The organism is Amycolatopsis sp. A133 (genome assembly GCF_031082405.1).
Classification (GTDB): domain Bacteria; phylum Actinomycetota; class Actinomycetes; order Mycobacteriales; family Pseudonocardiaceae; genus Amycolatopsis.
The window spans coordinates 92,908-115,361 of sequence record NZ_JAVHJU010000033.1 but is presented as its reverse complement, the minus strand read 5'-3'; the positions used below and the strand labels follow the sequence as shown (position 1 = coordinate 115,361).

22 protein-coding genes are annotated in these 22,454 nt (G+C 72.8%); 13 read left to right on the top strand and 9 right to left on the bottom strand.

The features are described 5' to 3' along the window. Positions 1–131 precede the first annotated feature (131 nt). Positions 132–965 carry an SCO6745 family protein gene (locus Q5425_RS21970; protein ID WP_396135211.1) on the bottom strand — a complete coding sequence of 278 codons (834 nt, stop codon included), beginning with the start codon at positions 963–965 and terminating at the stop codon, positions 132–134. Positions 966–1,184: 219 nt separating this feature from the next. Between Q5425_RS21970 and Q5425_RS21965 the strand changes: the two genes are divergently transcribed. From Q5425_RS21965 to Q5425_RS21950, 4 genes are all read left to right on the top strand, one after another. Next, positions 1,185–2,576, top strand: coding sequence for an amino acid permease (locus tag Q5425_RS21965; protein ID WP_308674147.1), 1,392 nt, complete (start codon positions 1,185–1,187; stop codon positions 2,574–2,576). Further along, positions 2,573–3,328 (top strand): carbon-nitrogen hydrolase family protein, encoded by a 756-nt coding sequence (locus Q5425_RS21960; RefSeq protein ID WP_308674146.1) that lies wholly within the window; start codon positions 2,573–2,575, stop codon positions 3,326–3,328. Before Q5425_RS21965 ends, Q5425_RS21960 begins: the two co-directional genes overlap by 4 nt. After that, the gene (locus Q5425_RS21955) at positions 3,325–5,016 is read left to right on the top strand and encodes an NAD(P)/FAD-dependent oxidoreductase (RefSeq protein ID WP_308674145.1); all 1,692 of its coding nucleotides are present in this window, start codon (positions 3,325–3,327) and stop codon (positions 5,014–5,016) included. The genes Q5425_RS21960 and Q5425_RS21955 overlap by 4 nt, the downstream gene beginning before the upstream one ends. Before the next feature lie 91 nt (positions 5,017–5,107). After that, positions 5,108–5,752 carry a TetR/AcrR family transcriptional regulator gene (locus Q5425_RS21950; RefSeq protein WP_308674144.1) on the top strand — a complete coding sequence of 215 codons (645 nt, stop codon included), beginning with the start codon at positions 5,108–5,110 and terminating at the stop codon, positions 5,750–5,752. A 108-nt stretch (positions 5,753–5,860) separates the two neighbouring features. Here the strand turns inward: Q5425_RS21950 and Q5425_RS21945 are convergent, their stop codons facing one another. Next, positions 5,861–6,592, bottom strand: a complete 732-nt coding sequence (locus Q5425_RS21945; RefSeq protein WP_308674143.1) for a TetR family transcriptional regulator — start codon at positions 6,590–6,592, stop codon at positions 5,861–5,863. A 67-nt stretch (positions 6,593–6,659) separates the two neighbouring features. On the opposite strand from Q5425_RS21945, the gene Q5425_RS21940 reads away from it, so the two are divergent. Both Q5425_RS21940 and Q5425_RS21935 read left to right on the top strand, forming a co-directional pair. After that, on the top strand, positions 6,660–7,532 hold the full coding sequence (locus Q5425_RS21940) for an alpha/beta hydrolase (protein ID WP_308674142.1): 873 nt from the start codon (positions 6,660–6,662) through the stop codon (positions 7,530–7,532). An 81-nt stretch (positions 7,533–7,613) separates the two neighbouring features. Beyond that, positions 7,614–8,012, top strand: coding sequence for a hypothetical protein (locus Q5425_RS21935; RefSeq protein ID WP_308674141.1), 399 nt, complete (start codon positions 7,614–7,616; stop codon positions 8,010–8,012). A 202-nt stretch (positions 8,013–8,214) separates the two neighbouring features. On the opposite strand, the gene Q5425_RS21930 is transcribed toward Q5425_RS21935, so the two are convergent. Continuing rightward, positions 8,215–9,453: a helix-turn-helix domain-containing protein gene (locus tag Q5425_RS21930; protein ID WP_308674140.1), complete on the bottom strand. Its 1,239-nt coding sequence runs from the start codon at positions 9,451–9,453 to the stop codon at positions 8,215–8,217. A gap of 111 nt (positions 9,454–9,564) precedes the next feature. On the opposite strand from Q5425_RS21930, the gene Q5425_RS21925 reads away from it, so the two are divergent. After that, the gene (locus Q5425_RS21925; protein ID WP_308674153.1) at positions 9,565–10,410 is read left to right on the top strand and encodes an SGNH/GDSL hydrolase family protein; all 846 of its coding nucleotides are present in this window, start codon (positions 9,565–9,567) and stop codon (positions 10,408–10,410) included. Here the strand turns inward: Q5425_RS21925 and Q5425_RS21920 are convergent. From Q5425_RS21920 to Q5425_RS21910, 3 genes are all read right to left on the bottom strand, one after another. Further along, positions 10,400–10,918 carry a pyridoxamine 5'-phosphate oxidase family protein gene (locus tag Q5425_RS21920; protein ID WP_308674139.1) on the bottom strand — a complete coding sequence of 173 codons (519 nt, stop codon included), beginning with the start codon at positions 10,916–10,918 and terminating at the stop codon, positions 10,400–10,402. The two genes, Q5425_RS21925 and Q5425_RS21920, sit on opposite strands and share 11 nt — an antisense overlap. After that, complete coding sequence (locus Q5425_RS21915) at positions 10,915–11,904, bottom strand: LLM class F420-dependent oxidoreductase (protein WP_308674138.1); 990 nt, start codon at positions 11,902–11,904, stop codon at positions 10,915–10,917. The genes Q5425_RS21920 and Q5425_RS21915 overlap by 4 nt, the downstream gene beginning before the upstream one ends. Before the next feature lie 368 nt (positions 11,905–12,272). Further along, on the bottom strand, positions 12,273–13,745 hold the full coding sequence (locus Q5425_RS21910) for a carotenoid oxygenase family protein (RefSeq protein ID WP_308674137.1): 1,473 nt from the start codon (positions 13,743–13,745) through the stop codon (positions 12,273–12,275). Positions 13,746–13,868: 123 nt separating this feature from the next. Between Q5425_RS21910 and Q5425_RS21905 the strand changes: the two genes are divergently transcribed. The 5 genes from Q5425_RS21905 (at position 13,869) to Q5425_RS21885 (ending at position 18,434) form a co-directional block, all read left to right on the top strand. Then, positions 13,869–14,825: a winged helix-turn-helix transcriptional regulator gene (locus tag Q5425_RS21905; protein ID WP_308674136.1), complete on the top strand. Its 957-nt coding sequence runs from the start codon at positions 13,869–13,871 to the stop codon at positions 14,823–14,825. 82 nt (positions 14,826–14,907) lie between these two features. Next, positions 14,908–15,093, top strand: a complete 186-nt coding sequence (locus Q5425_RS21900) for a DUF5302 domain-containing protein (protein WP_308674135.1) — start codon at positions 14,908–14,910, stop codon at positions 15,091–15,093. A gap of 201 nt (positions 15,094–15,294) precedes the next feature. Next, the gene (locus tag Q5425_RS21895) at positions 15,295–16,518 is read left to right on the top strand and encodes a histidine kinase (RefSeq protein WP_308674134.1); all 1,224 of its coding nucleotides are present in this window, start codon (positions 15,295–15,297) and stop codon (positions 16,516–16,518) included. Continuing rightward, positions 16,515–17,180 (top strand): response regulator transcription factor, encoded by a 666-nt coding sequence (locus tag Q5425_RS21890; protein ID WP_308674133.1) that lies wholly within the window; start codon positions 16,515–16,517, stop codon positions 17,178–17,180. The genes Q5425_RS21895 and Q5425_RS21890 overlap by 4 nt, the downstream gene beginning before the upstream one ends. A gap of 102 nt (positions 17,181–17,282) precedes the next feature. Continuing rightward, entirely contained in the window at positions 17,283–18,434 is a 1,152-nt protein-coding gene (locus tag Q5425_RS21885) for a glycosyltransferase 87 family protein (RefSeq protein ID WP_308674132.1), read from the top strand. A 156-nt stretch (positions 18,435–18,590) separates the two neighbouring features. Here the strand turns inward: Q5425_RS21885 and Q5425_RS21880 are convergent, their stop codons facing one another. Beyond that, on the bottom strand, positions 18,591–19,523 hold the full coding sequence (locus Q5425_RS21880) for an MBL fold metallo-hydrolase (RefSeq protein ID WP_308674131.1): 933 nt from the start codon (positions 19,521–19,523) through the stop codon (positions 18,591–18,593). Positions 19,524–19,607: 84 nt separating this feature from the next. Here Q5425_RS21880 and Q5425_RS21875 point away from each other — a divergent pair, with 84 nt between their 5' ends. Then, entirely contained in the window at positions 19,608–20,555 is a 948-nt protein-coding gene (locus tag Q5425_RS21875) for a LysR substrate-binding domain-containing protein (RefSeq protein WP_308674130.1), read from the top strand. On the opposite strand, the gene Q5425_RS21870 is transcribed toward Q5425_RS21875, so the two are convergent. After that, a complete protein-coding gene (locus tag Q5425_RS21870; RefSeq protein WP_308674129.1) occupies positions 20,540–21,340 on the bottom strand; it encodes a serine hydrolase in 801 nt (266 codons plus the stop codon). The genes Q5425_RS21875 and Q5425_RS21870 overlap by 16 nt on opposite strands. After that, the gene (locus Q5425_RS21865) at positions 21,337–22,410 is read right to left on the bottom strand and encodes a Glu/Leu/Phe/Val dehydrogenase dimerization domain-containing protein (protein WP_308674128.1); all 1,074 of its coding nucleotides are present in this window, start codon (positions 22,408–22,410) and stop codon (positions 21,337–21,339) included. Before Q5425_RS21865 ends, Q5425_RS21870 begins: the two co-directional genes overlap by 4 nt. Positions 22,411–22,454: the final 44 nt, after the last annotated feature.

Sequence of the window (22,454 nt, the reverse complement as noted above, 5' to 3'; positions counted from 1 at the left end):
ACCTGCGAGACACCAGGACATCCTCCCTCCAGACCACCGTCTGGAATCAAGGTGTCCGGCCCCACGGGGCAACTCCAAGTGATGCCCCTGGAGACACGCGTGATGCCCCTCCGGACACGGGTGATGCCCGGTTACATCGGGAAGGCCTGCCGGAAGTCGGCCGAGATCGGTTCGAGGTCGACGATGAGGCGGTCGAGCTCGCCGGGGGTCAGGGCGTTGTAGGGCGGTTCCGCGAGGCGGTCGGTCAGGGCCTCGACCCGTTCCTTCGTGGCGCGGCCGGCGTCGGTGAGCCAGCCGTCGGGCCCGACGAGACCACGGGCGCGCATGCCGTCGACGACCGCCGTCAGCTGGGCGGCCGGGAGGTGGCTGACCCGGCCGAAGTCCTGGGCGGGCATGCCGGCGGACAAGGCGTGGAGCACGTGGGCCTCGGTGCCGCCGACGCCCTCGGCCAGCAGGGCGGCGGTGTGGCCGTCGCCGCGGTGCTCGCGCAGCAGCGTGGCCGCGTGCCACAGCCGGGCCACGGGCTCCTGCGGGACCGGGACCGCACGCAGGGCGGCGTAGAGCGCCCGTCCCTCCACCGGCGCGCTGATCGCCGCCTTGAGCAGGAGCTCGCCGGCGCGGGCGACGCCCGGATCGTCGGCCCGGTCGCCCAGGACCCGCCACATCCCCGCGACGCAGCCACGCTCGCGGGCGGCCAGCGCCGCCTCGGGGGTGGTCAGGTCCCACACCCGCGGGATGTGACGGGCGACCTCGCCCGGAGCGAAGCTGTAGAAGACCGCGTGGACCGCCTCGGCCGGCATCCCCCGGCCGAAGGGCGCGGCCCGGCCGGCGAAGTAGGCGTCCCACATGTTGCGCAGGCCCAGCGCCATCAGGGCCTCGTCCGACTCGTCGGCCAGGTAGGGCACCAGGCCGATCGGCTCGACCAGGTCGTACATGCGGCGGGCGACGGGCTCCGGGTGCGGCATCTTCATCCCCTGTGGGTCTTCGGCGGCGCCCTCGTGGCGGCCGCTCACCCCCTCCACGAACGGCTCGTCCCGGATCCGACACCGGAGTTACAGCAAATTTGGCGCGTGGAACGAATCGCCACGATCCGACGCCGCTGTGCAATGAATCACCTGTGATTCATCTGTACGCGCAACGTCTTCGTGTTTTGTGTCCCGGAAACGACCGTTAACGTCGTCGGCATGACTCTGCGAGCCGCGACGGTGCGGCGGAAACCGGTCGCCGACCTGGTCGCCGAAGGTGATCATGGCACGTTGAAGCGGTCGCTCGGCCTCGGCCAGCTCACCATGCTCAGCATCGGGGCGACGCTGGGCAGCGGCATCTTCGTCGTGCTCGGCGAGGCCGTCCCGGTGGCCGGGCCGGCGGTGGTGCTCTCCTTCGTGCTCGCCGGCATCACCGCGTTGTTCTCTGCGCTGTCCTACGCCGAACTCGCCGGCATGATCCCGCTGTCCGGTTCCTCCTACTCCTACACCTACGCCACGCTCGGCGAGCTCGTCGCCTGGGTCTGCGGGTGGTGCCTGGTGCTCGAATACGGCGTTTCGGTCGCGTCGGTGGCCGTCGGCTGGGGCCAGTACCTCAACGAACTGCTGCGGCTGGCCTTCGGCTTCGCGATCCCGGACGCGCTGAGCCGGCCGCCCGGCTCCGGCGGCGTGGTCAACGTGCCCGCCATCCTCGTCGTCGTCCTCGCGATGGTCCTGCTGCTGTCCGGGGCGAAGGAGAGCGCGCGGGCCAACGCGGTCATGGTGGTGGTCAAGATCGCCACGCTTGTGCTGTTCTGCGTGATCGCCTTCAGCGCGGTGCAGGCGAAGAACTTCACCCCGTTCCTGCCGCTCGGCCTGGCCGGGCTGAGCGCCGGGGGCGCCAAGCTGTTCTTCTCCTACATCGGCTTCGACGCGGCCTCGACCGCCGGCGAGGAGGCCACGAACCCGCAGCGCGACCTGCCGCGGGCGATCCTGCTCTCGCTCGGCATCGTCACCGTGCTGTACTGCCTGGTCGCGGTGGCCGCCGTCGGCGCCCTGCCGTGGCAGCGGTTCGACGGCCAGGAGGCCGCGCTCTCCCACGTCCTCGACGTCGTGTCGGACAACCCGTTCTGGGCCGGGCTACTGGCCGTCGGCGCGCTCGTGGCGATCTCCAGCGTCGTGCTGACCGTCCTGTACGGGCAGACGCGCATCCTGTTCTCGATGTCCCGCGACGGTCTCGTCCCGCCCGCGCTGTCCAAAGTAGACGCGAAGACCGGCTCCCCGCGGATCAACACCCTGGTGGTCTCGGCCTTCGTGGCCGTCCTCGCCGCCTTCATCCCGCTGGGGAAGCTCGCCGACGCCACCAGCATCGGCACGCTGTTCGCGTTCGGGCTGGTCAACGTCGCGGTGCTGCTGCTGCGACGGCGCCAGCCGGCCGCCACTCGCTCGTTCCGCGTGCCGTTCTCGCCGGTCACGCCGATCCTGGGCGTGCTCTGCTGCGCGTACATGATGCTCAGCCTCGACGGCGCCACCTGGCTGGTCTTCGGCGGCTGGATGGCGCTCGGCCTGGTGATCTACTTCGGTTACGGCATCCGGCGGTCGAGGCTGGCATGAAGGTCGCGATCCACCAGGGCTCCTTCGACGACCTCGCGGAGGTCGCGGCCGGCACCGATGCCGACCTCGTCGTCACGGCGGAGATGAGCACCACCGGTTACCACATCGGCGCGCGCACACACGAGCTCGCCGAGCCGGCCGACGGGCCCACGGCGGCCCGGATTTCCGCGCTGGCGCGGGAAACCGGCACCGCACTGGTGTACGGCTACCCGGAACGCGACGGCGAGCACGTCTGCAACAGCGTCCAGCTCGTCGACGCGACCGGCCGCCGGCTGGCGAACTACCGCAAGACGCACCTCTTCGGCGACCTCGACAAAGCGTGGTTCACCGCCGGCGACGAGCCGGTGGTGCAGGCCGACCTCGGCGGCATCCGGGTCGGCCTGCTCATCTGCTACGACGTCGAATTCCCGGAGCTGGTCCGCGCACACGCGCTCGCCGGCACCGAGCTCCTGGTCGTGCCGACCGCGCTGATGAGCCCCTACGAGGTCGTCGCCGACACGCTCGTGCCCGCGCGGGCCTACGAGAGCCAGCTGTACGTCGCCTACGCGAACCGCTGCGACACCGAGCAGGAGCTGACCTACTGCGGGCGGTCCTGCGTCGTGGCTCCGACCGGCGAGGTGCTCGCCCGCGCCGGCGCCGGGCCCGCGGTGATCGCCGCCGACGTCACGCGGGACGCCGTCGCCGCCTCCCGCCTGGAGAACACCCACCTGGCCGACCGACGGCCCGAACTGTACCGGGGAACGACCGCATGACCTCCGCTGTGCCCACCGCGATCCACCACGACGAGCCGGCCGGCCGCCCGATCACGATGTTCGGCCCCGACTTCCCGTTCGCCTACGACGACTACCTCGCCCACCCCGCCGGGCTGGGCTCGGTGCCCACCGAGCGGCACGGCACCGAGGTGGCCGTGATCGGCGGCGGCCTCTCCGGCATCGTCACCGCGTACGAGCTGATGAAGCTGGGCCTGCGGCCGGTGGTGTACGAGATCGCCGAGATCGGCGGCCGGCTGCGCACCGTGCGGTTCCCCGGCTGCCCGGACGACGTCGTCGCCGAGATGGGCGCCATGCGCTTCCCGCCCGCGTCGACCGCGCTCTTCCACTACATCGGCAAGGTGGGGCTGGAGACGACGCCGTTCCCGAACCCACTGGCGCCCGGCACGCCGAGCACCGTCGTGGACCTGAAGGGACAGAGCCACTACGCACGCACGCCCGAGGACCTGCCCGCCGTCTTCCGCGAGGTCGCCGAGGCCTGGGACCGGACCCTGGCCGAGCACGCCTCCTTCGCCGAGATGCAGACCGCGATCCGCGACCGCGACGCGAAGACGATCAAGCGGCTGTGGAACGACCTGGTCCCGCGGCTGGACAACCAGACGTTCTACGGGTTCCTCTGCGACTCCCCCGCGTTCGCCTCCTTCCGCCACCGCGAGATCTTCGGCCAGGTCGGCTTCGGCACCGGCGGCTGGGACACCGACTTCCCGAACTCCATCCTGGAGATCCTGCGCGTCGTCTACACCGGAGCCGACGACGAGCACCGCAGCATCGTCGGCGGCAGCAGGCAGCTGCCGCTGCGGTTGTGGGAGCACGCCCCGCAAGACTCCGCTTTCTGGCCGGCGGGCACCAGCCTGAGCACGCTGCACGGCGGACGGCCGCAGCCCGGCGTCGCGCGGCTGCACCGCACGGCACCCGGCAACATCACCGTGACGGACACGGAGGGACACATCCGGACGTTCCCGGCGGCGGTGTTCACCGCGCAGAGCTGGATGCTGCTGTCGAACATCGAGTGCGACGAAGCGCTGTTCCCGATCGACCACTGGACGGCGATCGAGCGCACGCACTACATGGCGTCGTCGAAGGTGTTCGTGCCGGTCGACCGGCCGTTCTGGCTGGACCGCGACGCAGGCACCGGCCGCGACGCGATGAGCATGACGCTCACCGACCGGATGCCCCGCGGCACGTACCTGCTCGGCGACGACCCGGACGCCCCCGCGGTGATCTGCCTGTCCTACACGTGGGCCGACGACTCGCTGAAGTGGCTGCCGCTGCCGGTGGGCGAGCGCGTCGAGGTGATGCTGCAGTCGCTGCGCGAGATCTACCCCGGCGTCGACGTCCGGCGGCACATCATCGGCGACCCGGTGACCGTGTCGTGGGAGGCCGAGCCGCACTTCATGGGCGCGTTCAAGGCGAACCTGCCCGGCCACTACCGCTACCAGCAGCGGCTGTTCACCCACTTCGTGCAGGACGAGCTGCCGGCGCGGTACCGGGGCCTGTTCCTGGCCGGCGACGACGTCTCGTGGACGGCGGGCTGGGCCGAGGGCGCGGTGCAGACGGCGCTGAACGCGGTGTGGGGCGTGCTGCGCCACTTCGGCGGGGAGACCGATCCGGCGAATCCGGGCCCCGGTGACGGCTTTCCGGACATCGCGCCGATCACTCTCCCGGACTGACCGTGCCCCGATAGTGGGATTGGGGCTGCGGCACATCCGACATCGTGCTGAGTACCCGGCCCGGCGCAACGGCCCGTGCGACGATGGGCGGATGAACACCGAGCCGGCGCCGAGATGGCGAAGACTGGAACCGGACGAACGGAAGGAACAGATCTACGCTTGTGCGGCACGGCTGTTCGGTGAGCGCCCGTATTCCGCAGTGTCCACTTCGGACATCGCCGCGGCGGCCGGTGTCGCACGGGGCCTGATCAACCACTACTTCGGCACAAAACGCGAGCTGTACCTGGAAATCATCCGCCGCGCGCTGACCGTGCCGCGGCTGGCCGTCGAGATCCTCCCCGACGGGCCGCTCGAACTGCGCGCCGACGTCGCCATCGAGTGGTTCCTCGACATGGTGACCAGCCAGGAGCGGATGTGGCTGGCCGCGATCGCGCCCGAAGGCATCGGCCGCGACCTCGAGGTGGAGCGCATCCTCGAAGAAGCCGACCGCGAGTCCGCCGACCGCGTGCTGGAGGCCGTCGGGCTGTCCCGGCAGAGCGAATACGGTGCCGAGCTCAACGCGCTCGTGCGCGCGTTCGGCGGGATGGTGAAGTCGGCGGGCCGGGAGTGGCTCGTGCGCCGGTCGCTGACGCGCGATCAGGTGCACCTGCTGCTGTCGAAGTCGCTCGTCACCCTGGTGGGCGAAATCTTCCCGGCGATCCAGGCCGCGCCGCGGTCGCAGAGCGGTCGCGAATAGACCGAAGCCCCCGGCGCCACGAGGGGGAGGAGGGCGCCAGGGGCTCCGGGTCGATGGGCGAACCACCGACGCACGGTCACGGTACGCCGGGGCACTGTCAAGTCGCTGTCAACCTTGCGTGTCCGATTCGCGAATTTCGCCCAATCGGTGCGAGAGCCCGTCGAGACAGCGCCGGACCGCGTAGTCGTAGAGCTGGGCGTAGTAGCCCGAGGCGAGGTCCGGGTCGCCCATCAGGTCGTGCATCGCCGCGCCCAGCTCGGCCATTCCCGGCAGGTCGGCGCGCTCGCGGTAGGTCGCGTACTCCTCGGTGTTGTCGATCCGCAGCGCCAGGGCGCCGTCGCGGTCGTCCTCCATCGCGACGAACTGGCACGCGGTCATCAGCAGCAGGTTGTAGGCCAGCACGCTCTCGCGGCCGAACCCGGCGGCCAGCAGCACGCCGACACCCGCGTCGATGGTCCGGGTGGCCGCTTCCACGGACGGGCCGAACAGCGCCAGCCGCCGCGCGCAGCCCGGGTAGGTCCGCAGCACCGCGCGCAGACCGGCCAGCAGCTCGGTGAACCACTCCTGCCACGGCAGCTGCTCCCGCGGCAGCTCGATCAGCCCGACCACCCGGTCGACGACGGCGTTCACCACCGCGTCCCGGTCGCCGACGTGGTGGTAGACCACCGCCGGGTAGGCCTCGACCGCGCGGGCGAGCTCCCGCAGCGTCCAGTTGTCCAGGCCGCGCTGGGCGGTGAGGGCCGTGGCCGCGCTGACGATGCAATCGGCCGTCAGCGCCGGCAGTCCGGCCGCGGCCCGCGACCGTGGCCGCTGTCCCGTGCCCGAGGATGAGGTCGGCATGGGGCGTAACGGTAACCGCACCGCCCGGCCCGGTGCCAGCCTCGCGCGAGTACGGCAGGATCGGGGTATGGCACGCGCACAGGCCAACGGTCTCGAGCTCGAGTACGACACTTTCGGTGATCCGGCGGCCCCGCCGCTGGTACTGGTGATGGGGCTCGGCGCCCAGATGATCACCTGGGAGGACGGCTTCTGCGAGCTGCTCGCCGGCCGCGGGTTCTTCGTCGTCCGCTACGACAACCGGGACGTCGGGCTCTCCACCTGGCTCGACCACCTGCCCCCGCCGGACCTGGCCGCGCTGGCCGCCGGCGACCTGTCGACCGCGTCCTACACGCTGGCGGACATGGCCGACGACGCCGTCGGGCTGTTCGACGCGCTCGGCATCACCCGCGCCCACGTCGTGGGGGCGTCGATGGGCGGGATGATCGTGCAGCAGCTGGCCATCGACCACCCGGACCGGCTGCTGTCGGTCACGTCGATCATGTCGACGACCGGCGACCCGGCGGTGGGCCGGGCCGAGCCGTGGGCGCTGGCGATGCTGACCCGGCCGCCGGCCAACACCCGCGAGCAGGCCATCGCCGACAGCGTCGAGGGCTACCGGCGGCTCGGCTCCCCCGGCTACCCGGACGACGAGGCGTTCCTGCTGGCCAAGGCCGCCCTGCACTACGACCGCGCGCGCCACCCGGTGGGCACGCTGCGCCACGCCGCGGCGGTGATGGCGTCCGGCGACCGCACGGCCCGGCTGCGCGACGTGCGGCTGCCCGCCCTGGTCGTCCACGGCGACGCCGACCCGCTGATCAACGTCAGCGGCGGCAAGGCGACGGCGGAGGCGATCCCGGACGCCGAGCTGGTCGTGCTCCCGGGCATGGGCCACAACCTGCCGCGCGCGGTGTGGCCGGAGCTCGCGGACGCGATCGAGGGCCTGGCCGCGCGGAGTAAATAAAGCGTAAAGATCGCGGCGCCGGGTGCAGGGAAATTTGTCCGGGATCACGCCCCCGCCGGGCGGCGGGACTGGACTGGGCGGATGACAGAGGACTTCGGGTTCCCGTTCGGGTGCGTGGCCGCTGTCGCCGCGGTCATCGTGGCGGACCTGGCCGGAGCGACGGGCCATCCCTGGTACGCGCTGGTCACCCTGGGCACGGTCGTCCTGGTGGCCGCCTACCGGGGTTCCCCGGCCGCCGCGGCCGGCGTCGGCGTGGTCGCCTGGGCCCTGCACACGGGTTTTGTCCTCGGCCGCTTCGGCGAGCTGACGTTCGACGAGCCGGCGCGCCTCGCCGCGTTCGTCCTCGCCTCGGCCCTGGTCACCGGCGCCGTCGCCCGCGCCGCCGTGTCGACCCTCCAGGCACGCCAACCGGCCCTGCGGGTACGCGAACCGGCCGTCCGGGCACGCGAGTTCGCCGGCCGGGTGCTCCGGGTCCCGTGATCGGAGGCCGGCCCGCGTGTCTACGGGGTCGGCTTGCGTACCCGAGGGGGTCGGCTCGCGTGACTGAGCGCGTAACTCGCGTGATTGAACACGTAACTCGCGTGATTGGAGGGGCATCTCGCGTGACTGGAGGGGCATCTCGCGTGACTGGAGAGGCATCTCGCGTGACTGGAGGGGCATCTCGCGGGGTTGGGATGACGTGTCAGCGGTGGGTGGGGGAAGCGCGGCGGGCGGCGGAAGCCGCGATGATGCGGGGCAGGCCCGCCGGGTGGAGGGGGTCGATGCCGGTCAGGTCGCGGACCCGGCGCAGGCGGTAGTCGACCGTGTTGGGGTGGACGTGCAGCTGGGCCGCCGTGCGGCGGCGGTTCGTGTCCAGGGCCAGGTACGCGTCCAGCGTCTCGACGAGCTCCGGGTGCGCCTGCAGCGGGTCGAGCGCCGCCGCCAGGCGGTCGCGGGCCGCGCCCGGGCGGGTCAGCTGGTACTCGACCAGGACGTCGTCGAGGCGGTACAGCCCCGGCGGCCGGCCGAACCACCGCAGCACGTCCAGCACCTCGCCGGTCCGGTCCGCCACCACGCGGACCTCGGACGGCGCCGCCGTCTCCGCCGCCGCGAGCACGGTCACGCCCGCCGCGCGCCCGGCCGCGTCGACCAGCGCCTGCCATTCCGGCACCGAAGACAGCCGGCCGGCCAGCGGGAGCAGGACGAGCCCGCCCGGCCCGTCCAGGGACGCGAGCACGCCGTCGCCGCAGGCGTGCTCGAACGCCGCGAGGAACCGGCGGAGCTTGCGGCGGACGGCGATTTCGGCGTCCACGTCCGGCGACTCCTCGTCGGCGTGCGGCCCGAGTTCGACGCTCAGCACGAGGTACCCCGCGGGCAGGGTGATCCCGGCGCTGCGGGCGACGACGTCGACCTGGCCGCCGTCGACGAGCACCGACAGCAGCGTCCGGCGGGCGGTGTGCTCCTGCCCGACCTTCGTGCGCAGTTCCTCCAGGTACCCGCGGGTGACCGCGCCGGTGACGGTGCCGACGAACGCCAGCACCCGGTCCGCCACTTCGAGCAGGTCGGCGACGTCCGCACTGCCCGACGAAGCGGAGCCGACGGCGAAGATCTCCCGCGCGCCGACGTGGTAGGCGGTCAGCACGGCCTCCAGGGGGAAGCCCTCTTCCGCCCGGCGGACCGCGGACGCGCCGACCTGCCGCAGCTCGGCCGCGTTGAGCGCGCGGTCCTCGCGCAGGCTGCGCGCGAACGCCCGCACCGCCTGCCGGGTGATCCCGGCGATGTCGCCGGCCAGTTCCTCCACCGGCAGCCGCCGGTAGTCCGCGACCTCGGCCTGGATGCGGGCGAGGACCCGGGCGATCAGCTCGGGCTCCTCGCGGGTGAGCCGCTCGTGCACGCGCTGCCCGCCGAGGGTGAGTTCCCCGCCGCGCTTGTGCTCCGTCACAACCGATCCCCTCCTTCTCTGCGCGGATTCCCAGTCAATCCGGGCTCGTCCGGTGCCGATGGTGTCACGGAGACCAACAGTCGGTACAACGTCAAGGAGGACGGCGTGAGAGTGAGAACGACGGCGTTCATCACGATCATGGTCGCCGCGCTGGCGAGCGCGACGGCGAGCCCGGCGGCGGCGGCCACCGCCGGGGAGTACGTGGCTCTCGGGGATTCGGCGGCGGCCGGGCCGCTGATCCTGCCGCCCGACCCCTCCTCCCCCGGCTGCCTCCGGTCGCTGGCCGACTACCCGCACGTCGCCGCGAAGGAACTCGGCGTGCCGCTGAAGGACGTCACGTGCTCCGGCGCGACGACCGCGGACATGACCGCTCCGCAGCAGACGTCGTCCGGCGCGGTGCCGCCGCAGCTGGACGCGTTGAGCGAGCAGACCCGCACGGTGACCGTGACGATCGGCGGCAACGACATCGGCCTGGTCGGTGCCGCGACGAGCTGCATCAACCTCCTGCCGGGCCTCACCCCGGACTGCGTCGACCGGTTCACCGCGGGCGGACACGACCAGCTGGCCGAGAAGATCGCCGCGTTCGAGCCCGTGTGGGGCGCGCTGCTGGACGCGATCCACGCGAAGGCCCCGAACGCCGACGTCTTCGTGGCCGGGTACGGCACCTATTTGCCGCGCAACGGGTGCTGGCCGATCGCGCCACTGACCCCGCGCGACGCGAACTACATCCAGGGCAGCATCGACAAGACGAACGCCGCCCTCGCCCGGCAGGCCGCGGCGCACAACGCGCACTACGTCGACGTCCGGACGGCCTCGGCCGGGCACGACGTCTGCAAGCTGCCCGGCGTGAAGTGGTTCGAGGGCGTGCTCCCGACGTCGGTCGCCGCGCCGATGCACCCGAACGCCGACGGCATGGCCGCCATCGGGAGGCTCGTCGCCGGGTCGATCAGCGGCTGAAGTCCCAGCGGGCGGCGCCGTGGGGCTCGGCGGTGGCGACGCCGACGGCCCGGTGCAGCGTGAGCCGGTACAGGTGCCACGGCGCCGGCCCGGCGCTCGCCGCCATGAACGGGGCCGTGAACCCGCCGTCCGCCACCGTCGCGGGCCAGCCGCCCTCGCGGTAGACGGCCGCCACCCGCTCGAGGGTTTCCGGATCGGTGACCCGGTGGGCCTCCCCTTCCATCGTGACGTCGAGGCCGCGCAGCCGCACCGACACGCTGCACGCCGGGTTCGCCGCCAGGTTGCGGGCCCGGCGCGTGCCCGGCCCGCTCACGAAGTACAGGGCGCCGTCCACCCAGATGGCCCCGACACCGGCGGCGTGCGGCCGTCCGTCGGGGCGGACGGTCCCGACGAAGAAGGTCAGGTCTTCCTTGGGGGTCTGGGTGGCGAGGAGCTCGCGCGCCCTGCTCCACGGCAGCGCCGCGGACCCGGATCGGTCGAGGTTGTGGGTTGCCTTCGGTTCCGTCATACCCCCGCGTCGAACGGGACGGCCGCGGATCGACACGCGGCGAGGGTTTTCCCGCCGCCGGGGTCGTCGTCGCTGGTCGCGGGCACGATCGCCAGTTCGTCGACCCCGGCGGCGGCGTAGTCGCCGATCTTCGCGGCGATCTCGCCGCGGGAGCCGACCAGCCCGACCGCGGCGATGGCTTCGGCCGGGACCGCGGCCAGGAGTTCGCGCGGGTGCGGCCGGGTGCGCGCGAAGTCGACCAGGTCGCCGAAGCCTTCCGCGCGGAACATGTCCGCGTATCCGGGCGCGGCGAGGTACCCGACCACGCCCCGGCGGAGCTGGTCGAGCGCCGACGGCGCCGGGCCGGCCGCGGCGACCACCCACGCGGCCACCGGCGGCGGGGTGGTTCCGGCGCGCTCGGCGGCGGCGCGGAGCCCGCGCACCAGCGTCGCCGCGGCCGCCGGGCTGACGAGGTTGACGACCATCCGGTCGGCGTGCCGCGCGGCGACGTCGAGCGCCCGCGGCCCGAACGCGGCGATAGTCAGCGGAGACTTCGGGGCGGCCAGCCGCAACCGGTAGCCCGTCGAGGCGACGACCTGGCCGTCCACAGTGGACTTCTCGCCGGCCAGCAGCTGCCGGACCGCGCGTGCGGATTCCGCCAGCGCCGTGGCCGCCCGGTCGCGGGACCGGCCGTGCCAGCCGCGCACGACGACGTCGCTGGACGTCCCGAGCGCGACGCCGGTTTCGCGACCGGTCAGCGCCGCCACCGACGCGACGCCCATGGCGATCGTCGCCGGGTCCCGCACGGTGACCGCCAGCGGCCCGAACGTCAGGGAGATCCGCGAAGTGGCCGCGCCGATCGCCGTGCCGAGCGCGAACGCGTCCCACGTCGCCATTTCGCCGATCCACAGCTCCGGGTAGCCCGCGGCCTCGGCGGCGCGGGCGGTGTCCAGTGCCTCCGCCGGCGGCCGGTCCTGCCAGAGCCCCAGCGACACCGAAAGCTTCAACGCCCACCCTCCCGTGGTTGCGGGGCGCGCCGGTTCGCCGTCCCCCGGGAGACGACGAACCGGCACCCAGCCCAAGGCCGCCCCGGCGAGCGGGTGCTCGCCGTATCCGGACGCGGCAGCACCCCGACCCTACGGGGTGACGACCGGCCGCCTCGCCTGCTCGCACCCCTCCGGCGAGCAGGAAACGCGCCCGGGAACCGTCTCCGGGTGCACCGGGCCGTTCCGGCCGGTGCGTGTTGTTCGCTCGATCGACCGGCGCGAGACCCTCCGGGCCGGCGCCTGCCCGCTCTCCCCGAGCCGGTCGATCGTCTCCGCGGCGCACCATCCCCACGCCCGGGAAGCCCGGGCGCGACCCTCTCGACGGTGCGTCAGGTGCGGAGGTTGCCCAGCTGGTCCGCCCGGACCCAGGTCGCGTGAAAACCGAGCGGGACACGCTGGGGCAGCAGGACCCTGGCCACGGGTCCGGCAGCGAGGTCGGCGGCGTCGAAGACGTCCAGTTCCGAGCGCCCCTCGCGCTCGTCCTGGACGAACGTCACCAGGTACCCGTCCGCCGAATCGACGGGTGCTCCGTCGCGGGGTGCGAACGGAGCCTCGCTGCCCCACCGGCCGGGACCGAACCGGTATTCGGTCTTGGTGCCGGCAAGACTGTCGTGGCGCACCAGCCCGTCGAACTTCAGCGTCGACTCGGGCGAGATGTGCACCGCGTAGGAGTACCGGTTCCGCCTGCCGACGCCGCGGGCGTCGACCGTGGGGAACTCGGTGTTGTCGTCGTCGAGCGCGGCCTCGTAGCAGGTACCGGTCCGCAGGTCGAAGCGGTAGCGGTGCAGCTGGGCGTCGAGGCGCAGGTAGGACAGCATCTTCGCGAGCGGCGTGTGCGCGTCGGCGCGCGGCTGCGGGCGCTGCACGCGGCAGACGTCGAGGACGACTTCGTCGCCTTGCTCCCAGGCGTTGACGACGTGGTAGATGTAGCACGGGCTCGCTTCGAACCACCGGATCTGGCTACCGTCTCCGTAGCGTGGCAGCACGCCGAAGCGGCTCGGCGTCGAGCGGTCGAAGTGCAGCTTGTGCCGGCCCTGCTTCGCCGCCGCCAGGTCTTGGACCAGCGGCAGGTCCATCAGCACCGCGTAGTGCTCGGTGATGGCCATGTCGTGCGGCAGGCGCGGGCCGGGGAGCTCGATATCGGTGCTGGTCACGACGGTGCCGTCCGCGCTGATCACGCCGTAGCGCAGGTACGGCGGGCGTGGCCCGTAGTCGAACCAGAACAGCTCGCCGGTGGTCTCGTCGACCTTGGGGTGGGCCATCATGTCGCCGGCCAGCGTGCCGAGGAAGTCCTCGGCACCCAGGGTCTCCAGCGAAAGCGGGTCGACCGCGTACGGCGAGCCGCACAGGTACCAGGTGGCGAGGATGCGGCCGCGGTGGAAGACGACGTTGGTGTTGGCGTTGTCCTTGAGCCCCAGGCCGTGCGTGTTGCCGAAGGGGTTGCCCTTCGGGTTCTCCATGACGCCGGTCCAGAGCGCCTTGCCGGCCGCGGACTCGGCTTCGAAGGCCTGGGTGCGGATCCAGCGGTTGCGGTAGCGGGCCTTGCCGTTCTCCAGGTGGACCGCGTGGATCATGCCGTCGCCGTCGAACCAGTGGTAGCGGCCTTCCGGGGCGAACCGCGGGTTCGGGCCGTTGCGCAGGTAGACGCCGTTGAGGTCCTTCGGGATCTCGCCGATGACCTGCAGGTCCCCGGCGTCGATCTCGGTGCCGACGGGCGCGTAGACGCCGAGCAGGTAGGGGTTGGCCTCGGCCGCGTCCGCCGTCGTGGCCACCATCAGCGGCTGTCCGGAGGTGCTGGTCATCGGGCTGCTCCCTGGCTGCGCGGGCTGATGAAGACGAGACTATGATTTCTGTACCCAGGTGTCAATAGGCTTCTTTTGATGTAGTCAGGTACGCTGAGGCCGCTGTGAAACGAGGGGGAAGTAGTGACCGAAGCGCCTGCGCACCGCGTCCGGCCGGCGGGCGATCCGCTCCGGCGAGCGCTCGAGCTCGTCGGCGACCAGTGGACGCTGCTCATCCTGCAGAGCCTCTTCCTGCGCTTCCGGCGGTACGAGGAGCTGCGCCTGCGGCTGGGCATTTCGCCGACGGCGTTGTCGGGACGGCTGCGGGACATGGTGGACGCGGGCATGCTCACCCGGGTGCCGTACCGGGACGCGCGCCGGACGCGGCACGAGTACCGGCTGACCGAGCGCGGCCTGGAGCTGTGGCCGCTGCTCATTTCGATCTGGGCGTGGGAACGCGAGTGGGTGGAGGGCCGCCGCGCCGTGCTGCCGACGCTGATCCACCTCGACTGCGAGCTGGCTACATCAGCGCCTCTCGGCTGCGCCGCCTGCGGCCGCCGGGTCGACGCGCGCGACGTTCGCGCGGAACGGCTGGACAGCACCGGCGTCGCGGCGGCGACGGCGTCCAAGCGCTTCCGCCGCAAGGACGCGGATTCCCTCGCCGGCGACCCGCTGATGTTCTTCCCCGACACGATGGAGCTGCTCGGCGACCGCTGGTCGACCGGCCTGCTGGTTTCGGCGCTGCTCGGCTGCCGGCACTTTTCGGAGTTCGAGCGCGAGCTGGGGATCGGGCCGAGCGTGCTGTCGGCCCGGCTGAGCAAGCTCGTCGAGGTCGGCGTCCTGCGCACCGGCACGGCGAAGACCCGCACCGACGCCCGCGACTACCGCCTGACGGCGAAGGGCCTGGCGTTCTTCCCGGCGCTGGCGTTCATCGCCGAGTGGTCGCGCGGCTTCGAGGTGGCGGACCAGGAGCCGGACATCACGCTGCACCACGTCGAATGCGGCGAGCGGCTGCGCCCGATGCTGCTGTGCGACCACTGCGGCCGCCCCCTGACCCGCAAGTCGGTGCAGTTCGGCGGCGTGCCGTCCCCCCAACGCTGACGACGTGACCAAATCGACTCGCCAAGCGGTTTGAGTGATGCCAGGCTGGAGCGGTCACACGTCGTCATTTTCGGAGGTAAGCATGAGTGAACCGGACCCGTCGCCCAGCGGCGAGGAGGACGACGTCAAGCGCAAGTTCCGCGAAGCACTGGAACGCAAGCAGGCTCACGCCCGGTCGGGCGCCGCGCACGAGAACGCGGGCGGCAAGAACCAGCACGCCCACGGTCCGGCGGCGAACAAGCGCACGTTCCGCCGCAAGAGCGGCTGACGCTCCGGCGGCTGCCGGGAGCTTCCGAAGGCCACCACGGACGAACGTTCGTGGTGGCCTTCGCCGTACCCGGCCCGGGTGGAGGCGCACGTGCCGCGAATGACTCATTCGCGACGCCGGAGGTCCCGGATGAGTCATTCGCGGCACCGGACCGGCGGCCACGCGTGCGGGCCACGTCCCCCGGCGTCCTAGGGTGGGCCGATGGCCGGTCGGGTGCGGTGGGGCGGGCTGTGGCGGGTCACGCGGTACGTCCTCTACGCCGGGAGCCGGCCCGAGGTCCGGGCGCGGTCGGCCGGTCTGTCCCGGCTGCGGGCCGCCGCCGCGGTGGTGATCGGGCTCTGGAGCGGATTCCTGGCGGCGCAGACCGCACCGGGGCAACCGGCAGGCAGCCCGCTCGCCCTCGGGATCGCCGCGGCGAGCGTGGTGCCCGCGATCGTCGCCGTCCGGTCGCCGTTGTGGGCGTGGCGGCTGCTCGTCGTGCTGATCGTCGCCACGCCGCCCGCGTACCCGGGCCTGACGCGGTTGTGGGGCTGGCCGTGGTCACCGGGGCTGGCGCTGACCGGCGCGCTGGTCTGGTTCCTGCTCGCGGCGGGCCACGGGCAGGCCGTCCTGGTCGTGGCCGGCGTGGTTTCCGCCGCCGCGATGGGCGTCCGGGTCGAGGACTGGCGCGACCTGGCCCTGCTGGTGGCGCTGATGAGCGCGCTGCTGCTCGCCGGCAACGCGGTGCGCCAGCGGCGCGTCGCCGAACGGGAAATCGCCGAACAGCAGCGGAGGCGGGCGGCGGAGGAGACCAGGGCCGCGGTCCTCGAGGAACGCGCGCGCATCGCCCGCGAGCTGCACGACGTGGTCGCCCACCACATGTCCGTGCTCGCGCTGCGCACCGGCTCCGCGCCTTACCGCTTCCCCGGCCTGCCGGACGACCTGCGCGACGAGTTCGCCGAGCTGACCGGGACGGCCCGGGAAGGCATGGTCGAGATGCGCCGGCTGCTCGGCGTGCTGCGGACCGACAGCACCGCCGGACCGCTCGCGCCGCAGCCGGACATCACCCGGGTGGCCGAGCTGGCGGAGCGGGTGCGTGCCCTCGGCGCCGCCTGCACGGTGCGGGTGGACGGTGACTTCGACGCGCTGCCCGCCGGCGTCGCGCTGTCGGCCTACCGGATCGTGCAGGAGGCGCTGAGCAACGCGGTCCGGCACGCGCCCGGGGCGGCGATCGACGTGGACCTGCGGGTCGGCGCCGGTTCCGTGCACGCGGCGGTGCGCAACGCCCCCGGTGGGCCCGGGCGGCCGGGACCACCGGGGCACGGACTGCTCGGCATGCGCGAGCGGGCCGCGATGCTCGGTGGCAGGCTGGTGGCCGGCCCGACGGCCGACGGCGGGTTCGAAGTGACCGCGGACCTGCCGCTGGACCACGAGGAGAACGCGTGATTTCCGTGCTCGTCGCCGACGACCAGACGATGGTCCGGCAGAGCTTCCGCGCCGTTCTCGACGCGCAGGACGACATCCGGGTCGCCGGCGAGGCCGCGAACGGCGCCGAAGCGGTGACGCGCTGCGCGGAACTTGCCCCCGACGTCGTGCTGATGGACGTCCGGATGCCGGGCGTGGACGGCTTGGAAGCCACGCGCCGCATCCTCGGCGCGGGTGGCGGTGTCCGCGTGCTGATGCTGACGACGTTCGACATCGACGAGTACGTCTACGGTGCGCTGCGGGCGGGGGCCAGCGGGTTCCTCCTCAAGGACGCGCCGCTGGACGACCTGGTCGTCGCGGTGCGCGTGGTCGCCGCGGGCAACGCGCTGTTCGCCCCGTCGGTCACCCGCAGGCTCATCGGCGAGTTCGCCGTCCGCGGCCGGGCCGCCGAGCCCGGGTCCCGGGGGCGGGCCGGGATCGCGGACCTGACCGAGCGCGAGACCGAGGTGCTCCGCCTGGTCGCGAGGGGCCTGTCCAACACGGAGATCGCCGAGACGCTGGTGATCGCCGAACAGACCGCAAAAACCCACGTCAGCCGGGTGTTCGCCAAGCTCGGCGCGCGTGACCGGGCGCAGGCGGTCGTGGCCGCCTACGAAGCGGGCATCGTGGTGCCCGGCCGGTGATACCCGGGTAGCACGCGGGACCCGCGGCCCTACCCGGGTAGCACCGGAAGACGGCACCCGGGCACGACGACCGGGCGGCCGCCGTCGGCCATCGTGGCGGCCATGGGGATCGGGCGCACCAGGACCGCGACGTTGACCGTGACCGCGGTCTTGGGGCTCGTGGCGGTGGTGTGGTGGTCGCTCGGCCGCCCGCTCGGCGTCGACTCCGCGGTGTACCGCGCGGGTGGCATGGCCGTGCTCCGCGGGGAACCGCTCTACGGGCACCTCTCGGGGTTGCCCGGCTGGGCGCCGGAGCTGCCGTTCACCTACCCGCCGTTCGCGGCGCTGCTGTTCACCCCGTTCGCCGCGGTGCCCGTGCAGTGGTGCTGGGGGCTGATCGCGCTGACCGCGGCACCCGCGCTGGCGCTGGTCCTGCGTCCGTACGCGCCGGGTGCCGCGCCGCTGCTCGCCGCGTTCGGCCTGCAGCCGGTGTGGCAGACCGTCGGGCTGGGCCAGCTCAACCTGGTCCTGATGGCGCTGGTGGTCGTCGACGTGCTGCGCCGGCGCGGTGCCGGCGGCGGTGTCCTCATCGGACTCGCGGCGGCGGTCAAGCTGGTGCCGTTGATCTTCGTCGCGCACCTGCTGCTCACCGGCCGCCGCGCGGACGCGTTCCGGGCGCTCGGCACCTTCGCCGCGGCCACCGCACTGGGCGCCGTGCTGCTGCCGTCCGATTCGGCCCGGTACTGGACGTCGGCGCTGTTCAACGACCACTTCGCGCAGATGAAGGGCTGGGTGGGCAACCAGTCGTGGGCGGGGTTCGCCGCCCGCACGGCGCCCGGCGCGGTCTGGCCGCTCGCGTTCGCGGCGCCGGCGGTGGCGGGCGCCGCGATCGTGGTCCGGTGGCGGCACCGGGAGGGCGACGACCGCGGCGCGCTGCTGGTCACCGCCGGGTGCGCGCTGCTGGTGAGCCCGATTTCGTGGACGCACCACTGGGTGTGGATCGTGCCCGCCCTCGGGTACCTCCTCGCCGGCGGCCGCCGGTGGTTCGCCCTGGCCTTGGCGGTGTTGTTCACCGGCTGGACGGTGGCGGTGGTGCCGGGAGGTCAGGGCCGGGAGCGGGACTGGACCGCCGGGCAGGCGATCATCGGCAACGCCTACCTGCTGGTCGCCGTCCTGGCGGGGGTGGTGCTCGTCGTGGCGGCGATCCGGGCCGGGCCCCGCCCTTCCCGGGCCGGGTTCCGGCGAAGTCCGCGGACCGAGCCGGCTCCGCGCTGACGGCGGGGCGGGGGCGGGCAGCTCAACCGGGCGTCGCGAATGACTCATTGGGGACCTCGGAGGTCCCGAATGAGTCATTCGCGACATCACGCGCCGGCGGTTTCGCCTCTCTCGCGACTGAGCTTTCCCCATCACGGCGGGACGGTGGACAACCGGCTACGGCGTGAACGAACCCAGGTGATCCAGCACCACGAACTCGCTCCCCGGACTCGCCGCAGCGACCGCCGCGCGCAGCATCTCCAACCCGCCGTTGGGATCGTGCGCCTGCCCCAGCGGCAGGTCGAAGTCGTCCCAGTGCGTCGCCGCCACAAACCGGGGGTTCCCCACCGTGCGCAGCAAGCGCGGCACGTAGTCCGTCACCTTCACCCCGCCCGGCGGCAGCAACACCACGTCCGGCCGAAGCCCCGCCAGCTCGGACTCGACGTAATTCGAACCCCCGAAATCCAGCACGCTCGCCCCGCCCCCGGACACCACGTACGCCAGCGTGCCGCCCTCCAGCAGATCCGAGATCACCCGCGGCCGGTCCCGTCGCGACAGTGGCCGGGTGCCCGGGAACGCCACCTGGGCCCGCGTGCCCGTCGCCGAGTGCAGGGAGCGCAGCACCCGGATCGAGTAGCCGTCGAACGTCAGGTCCTCCCCGCCCGTCGCGATCGCCAGCTGGTCCTCCGGGGCACCCAACGCCGCCATGAGACTCAAGTGCGTCTCGGTGCCGAGCACCGTCGCTCCCGTGCGTTCGGCCAGGTACGGGACGTCCGTCAAGTGGTCGTAGTGGCCGTGCGTCACCAGGATGTGGTCCGCCCGCAGGAAACCGCGGTCGAGGTAGCCGTCGATCAGCGCGCGGTTCACCGAAAGCGGGGTGCGGGGGTTCGCACCCGCCGGCGTGTACGTTCCCGTCTTGAACCGGGTCAGCCACGGGTCGATCAGGATCGTCTTCGTCCCGACCCGGATCTCCCAGCCGTTGTTTCCCCACCAGCGCAACGTCATCCCGGAACGAGCCGAAGCCGAAGCCGCGGCCGGGGCGCCCGCCAGGATGGCCGCCGCCGCCGCGCTCGCGCCGAACAGCCCGCGCCTGCTGAATCCTTTGTCCATACCGGACACCTGACCACGAGCCGGGGGCGGCTGTCCAAGATCGACGAGCCGGCCTTCCGATATCAAAACGGCTATCGTCACAGCGTGGACCACCTCCGTTCGCTGCGGTACTTCCTCGTTGTCGCCGACGAACTGCACTTCGGCCGGGCCGCCGAGCGGCTCGGGATCGCGCAGCCGCCGTTGAGCCAGCGCGTCAAACGGCTCGAAGCCGAACTCGGCGCGAAGCTGTTCGAGCGCGGCCGGCGCGTCACGCTCACCGAAGCCGGCGAAGTGCTGCGCGCCGAAGCCCGCGATCTGCTCTCCCGCTGGGACCGCATGACGGCGCTCGTCGCGAAAGCCGAACGCGGTGAGCTGGACGGCCTGCGCGCCGGCGTGCCCCCGGACCTGCCCGGCCGGGTGCTGGCCGCGATCTTGACGCGGTTCGCCGACGAGTGCCCGGCCGTCCGGCTGGACCTGCAGGAGCTCACCACCGCCGAGCAGGCCCGGCTGCTCGCCGACCGGGAACTCGACGCCGGGCTGCTGCAGCTGCCCGTCGATCTCGTCGGGCTCGAGCTCGGCCCGGTCGTCGACACCCCGCTGGGCGTCGTGCTCCCGCGCGACTCGCCGCTGGCCCGCCGCGCCCAGCTGACCCTCGCCGACCTGGCCGGGGAAGGTCTGGTCCACTCCCCGCGCGCCGCCGCGCCCGGCAGTTACGACGCCCTGCTGCGCACCTGCTGGGACCACGGCTTCCGCCCGGCCGCGATCCGGCACGCCCGCAACCCGGAGTTCGTGCTGGGCCTGGTACTGGCCGGGCACGGCGTGGCGTTCGAACCGGGCCCCCGCAAGGAGCCGCGCGTGGTGTGGCGGCCGCTGGCCGGCGAGGTGCTGCGGTCGCGGCTGGCCTTCGCCTGGCCGCCGGCGAGCCCGCACCCGCAGGCCAGGAAATTCGCCGAAGTCACGGCCGAGGTCCTGGAGCACGACGGGGTTTCGCGGATCGTGCCGCCGGAGCCGCGGGCCGCCCGGCCGTGGGACGTCTTCTACGAGCGCAGCTGATCGACGGCCGCCCGCGCGGCCGCGCCGATCGCGCGGTCGATGTCCGGGCGCCGCAGCGTCTCCGCGCCGCCGGCCGTGAACACCGCGACCGCGTAGGAAGTACCGTCCGGGTAGGTCGCGACGCCGATTTCGTTGCGGATCCCCGGCAGCGTGCCCGTCTTGCCCGCCACCGCCACCTCCGGCGGGAAGCCCGCGGCCAGCCGGTGCCAGCTGACCTGCGCGGACATCCACCCGCGGACCGGCGCCCCCACGTCGTCGGCCCAGATCGCCGACAGCAACGTCGTCATCTCGCGTGGTGTGGTCGCGGAAGTCCGCAGTGGATCCAGTGCCCGCGGCGGCCGGCCCGCCGCGGTGTCTTCGAGGATCGTGCGCAGGACGTCCCGCGGCGCGCCGACGACCGAAGTCCGCGTGCACCCCAGTTCGGCCAGCAGCGACCGGACGTTGTCCACGCCCACCCGGTCGAACAGCAGGTCCGCGGCCGTGTTGTCCGACACCGAAAGGGCCAGCAGCGCCGCGTCCCGCAGGCTGTAGGAAACGTCGTCGGCGAAACCCGCCGAACCGGTGCCGCCCAGGCGGTCCGCCGCCGAGGCCCGGACCCGGTCCGCCGGGTCGAGCAGCCCGGCGGCCACCTGGCGGGCGAACTCGTACACCAGTGGCACCTTGACCACCGACGCCAGGACGACCGGCGCATCGGCGTCCACCCCGACGGCGTCGGACGAACCGAGCCGGCGGGCGTGCAGGAACCCCCGCACGCCCGCCGCTTCGAAGAGCGCGGAAAGACTCACACGGTCATGATGGACCGCAGCCGCCCGACCTCCGCCATCCGCCGCTCGGCGAGCCGGTCGGCCGCCGTCGCCGGGGGCACGCCGTCGGTCTCCGCCAGCGCGAACACGGCCTTCGTCGTGTCGTAGATGGCCGTCGTCTTGCGCTTCGCGCGGTCGAAGTTGAAGCCGTGGCGCTCGTCGTCGACCTGGATCACGCCACCGGCGTTCACCAGGTAGTCCGGCGCGTACAGGACACCGCGGTCGGCGAGCTGCTTGTCGATGCCCGCGTGCGCGAGCTGGTTGTTCGCCGCGCCGCAGACGATCCGGGCGCCGAGCACCGGCACGGTCTCGTCGTTCAGGACACCGCCCAGCGCGCACGGCGCGAAGACGTCGAGCTCGGCGCGCAGCAGGGTGTCCACATCGGACGCGACCTGCACGGACGGGTGGCTCTCGAGCGTGCGCGAGATCGCGGGCGCGTAGACGTCGGTGATGGTGACCTGCGCCCCCGCCGCCACGAGGTGCCCGACGAGGATGTGGCCGACCTTGCCGACGCCCGCGACGCCGACGCGCTTGCCGGCCAGATCCGGGCTGCCCCAGACGTGCTCGGCCGAGGCCCGCATGCCCTGGAAGACGCCGAACGCGGTGAGCACGGACGAGTCGCCGGCCCCACCGTCCTCGGGCGAACGGCCGGTGACGTACTGGCATTCGCGGGCCACGACGTCCATGTCCTGCACGTACGTGCCCACGTCGCACGCCGTGATGTAGCGGCCGCCCAGGGACTGCACGAAGCGCCCGTACGCGCGCAACAGCGCTTCGGACTTGAGCGTCTTCGGGTCGCCGATGATGACGGCCTTGCCGCCGCCGAGGTCGAGCCCGGCCAGCGCGTTCTTGTACGCCATGCCCTTGGACAGCGCGAGCACGTCGTCGAGCGCGTCGGATTCGGTGGCGTAGGGGTGGAAGCGCGTCCCGCCCAGTGCGGGGCCGAGCGCGGTGGAGTAGATGCCGATGATGGCCTTGAGGCCACTGGCCTGGTCGTGGCAGTACACGACCTGTTCGTGCCCGGTGCCCCGGGTGAACACTCCTTCGGTCACGGTGGTGACTCCTTTGTCATCCGCGCCCGGTTTCGTGGCCGGGA

What these genes read in the sequence shown, in the direction of transcription:
- Q5425_RS21900 (WP_308674135.1), top strand. Translation starts at nt 14,908, where the DNA reads ATGAGTGAACCGGACCCGTCGCCCAGCGGCGAGGAGGACGACGTCAAG.
- Q5425_RS21965 (WP_308674147.1), top strand. Translation starts at nt 1,185, where the DNA reads ATGACTCTGCGAGCCGCGACGGTGCGGCGGAAACCGGTCGCCGACCTG.
- Q5425_RS21970 (WP_396135211.1), bottom strand. Translation starts at nt 965, where the DNA reads ATGCCGCACCCGGAGCCCGTCGCCCGCCGCATGTACGACCTGGTCGAG.
- Q5425_RS21880 (WP_308674131.1), bottom strand. Translation starts at nt 19,523, where the DNA reads ATGGACAAAGGATTCAGCAGGCGCGGGCTGTTCGGCGCGAGCGCGGCG.
- Q5425_RS21940 (WP_308674142.1), top strand. Translation starts at nt 6,660, where the DNA reads ATGGCACGCGCACAGGCCAACGGTCTCGAGCTCGAGTACGACACTTTC.
- Q5425_RS21885 (WP_308674132.1), top strand. Translation starts at nt 17,283, where the DNA reads ATGGGGATCGGGCGCACCAGGACCGCGACGTTGACCGTGACCGCGGTC.
- Q5425_RS21895 (WP_308674134.1), top strand. Translation starts at nt 15,295, where the DNA reads ATGGCCGGTCGGGTGCGGTGGGGCGGGCTGTGGCGGGTCACGCGGTAC.
- Q5425_RS21960 (WP_308674146.1), top strand. Translation starts at nt 2,573, where the DNA reads ATGAAGGTCGCGATCCACCAGGGCTCCTTCGACGACCTCGCGGAGGTC.
- Q5425_RS21955 (WP_308674145.1), top strand. Translation starts at nt 3,325, where the DNA reads ATGACCTCCGCTGTGCCCACCGCGATCCACCACGACGAGCCGGCCGGC.
- Q5425_RS21935 (WP_308674141.1), top strand. Translation starts at nt 7,614, where the DNA reads ATGACAGAGGACTTCGGGTTCCCGTTCGGGTGCGTGGCCGCTGTCGCC.
- Q5425_RS21950 (WP_308674144.1), top strand. Translation starts at nt 5,108, where the DNA reads ATGAACACCGAGCCGGCGCCGAGATGGCGAAGACTGGAACCGGACGAA.
- Q5425_RS21945 (WP_308674143.1), bottom strand. Translation starts at nt 6,592, where the DNA reads ATGCCGACCTCATCCTCGGGCACGGGACAGCGGCCACGGTCGCGGGCC.
- Q5425_RS21910 (WP_308674137.1), bottom strand. Translation starts at nt 13,745, where the DNA reads ATGACCAGCACCTCCGGACAGCCGCTGATGGTGGCCACGACGGCGGAC.
- Q5425_RS21920 (WP_308674139.1), bottom strand. Translation starts at nt 10,918, where the DNA reads ATGACGGAACCGAAGGCAACCCACAACCTCGACCGATCCGGGTCCGCG.